Source organism: Gulosibacter macacae (assembly GCF_003865375.1).
GTDB lineage: Bacteria > Actinomycetota > Actinomycetes > Actinomycetales > Microbacteriaceae > Gulosibacter > Gulosibacter macacae.
This window is the reverse complement of sequence record NZ_RQVS01000036.1, coordinates 1-1,211: the sequence shown is the minus strand read 5'-3', so window position 1 is coordinate 1,211 and position 1,211 is coordinate 1. Positions and strand designations below refer to the sequence as shown.

1 protein-coding gene is annotated in these 1,211 nt (G+C 62.2%); it reads right to left on the bottom strand.

The genetic code is table 11. The features are described 5' to 3' along the window. Window positions 1-136: 136 nt before the first annotated feature. Window positions 137-1,211, bottom strand: a 1,075-nt coding sequence (locus tag EG850_RS13175) for a tyrosine-type recombinase/integrase (RefSeq protein WP_148097128.1), incomplete at its 5' end; no start/stop codon positions are given.

Sequence of the window (1,211 nt, the reverse complement as noted above, 5' to 3'; positions counted from 1 at the left end):
CAAGGGGTCGCAGGTTCAAATCCTGTCAGCCCGACATAATGCCCCCGACTTCCCTGGAAACAGGCCGAAGTCGGGGGCATCTTTCGTTTCCGGCTGGCTCCAGTTTCCGGGCCGTCCATGATCCGTCCATGACGGCTCACGCGGCGTCGTGGTCACGACGGTTCGACTTCGCCTTCTCGAGGTCGGCAACGCGCGTGAGCTCGATCGCATCGGCGACCTCGTCAAGTCGTTCCGGCCACAGACCGGCGTACGTTTCGAGCGTCTCAACTGCGGTCGCGTGACCGAGCACTGCCTGCAGCGTCTTCACATCGGCGCCCGCGCGGATCGCGATCGATGCGTACGTGTGACGAAGCGTGTGAATGGTGAGCCCTTCAAGCTCGTCGAGACCCGAGGTAGCCACTGCGGCGGTCCACTCACGGTTGCGCCAGTTATTGACGTTGAGCTGCGCCCCTCGCGTTGTGCGGAACAGCGGCGCATTGCTGGGTCGGCGGCCGGCCAGAGCCTTGAGATCTCCCAGCAAGAACGTCGGCACGGGAACCTTGCGTGACTTGCCACCCTTCGGGCTACCTTCGGTGTCAATGCCGTTCTCGTCGATCGTCAACGTCCGCGAAACCCGTAGACGCTTGCCAGACGCATCGAGATCGCCAACCCTCAGAGCGGCAAGCTCCCCGATCCTGAGACCGGTGTACGCCAACGTGCGCACGATGAGCGCCGATTCCCCACCCTTCGACTCCTGCGCACCTGCCGCCAGCTGCTCAACCTGCTCCACCGTGAGATAGAGACGCTCACCAATATCACTATCCGGCTTCGGCAACTCGACCCGAGCAAGCGGCGACCGTTGAATCAGATTCCGATCGACCGCATCACGCAGCACCGCACCGAACACGACGCCAACCACATGGTGAATCATCGACGCGCCAAGCGGCTTCGCCTTCTCGGCCGACTTCACCTTGAACGAGACAACCGCCTTGCCCTCACGCAGTTGGCCCACCCACTCATTGATTGAAGTCTCGCCAATGTGCTCGAGCCGTACATCACGCCAGCGCGGCAACACGTACGTGTCGAGCTCGCGCCGGTACCGAATCTTCGTCGAGCCTTTGATCTTGTGCTTCGACGCGAACCACTCCTCGGCCACCTCGCCAAACGTTCGGGCTGCATCTTCCGGTCGCACATATCGACCTACGCGAATGTCCTCTTCCATTGCCGCGGCA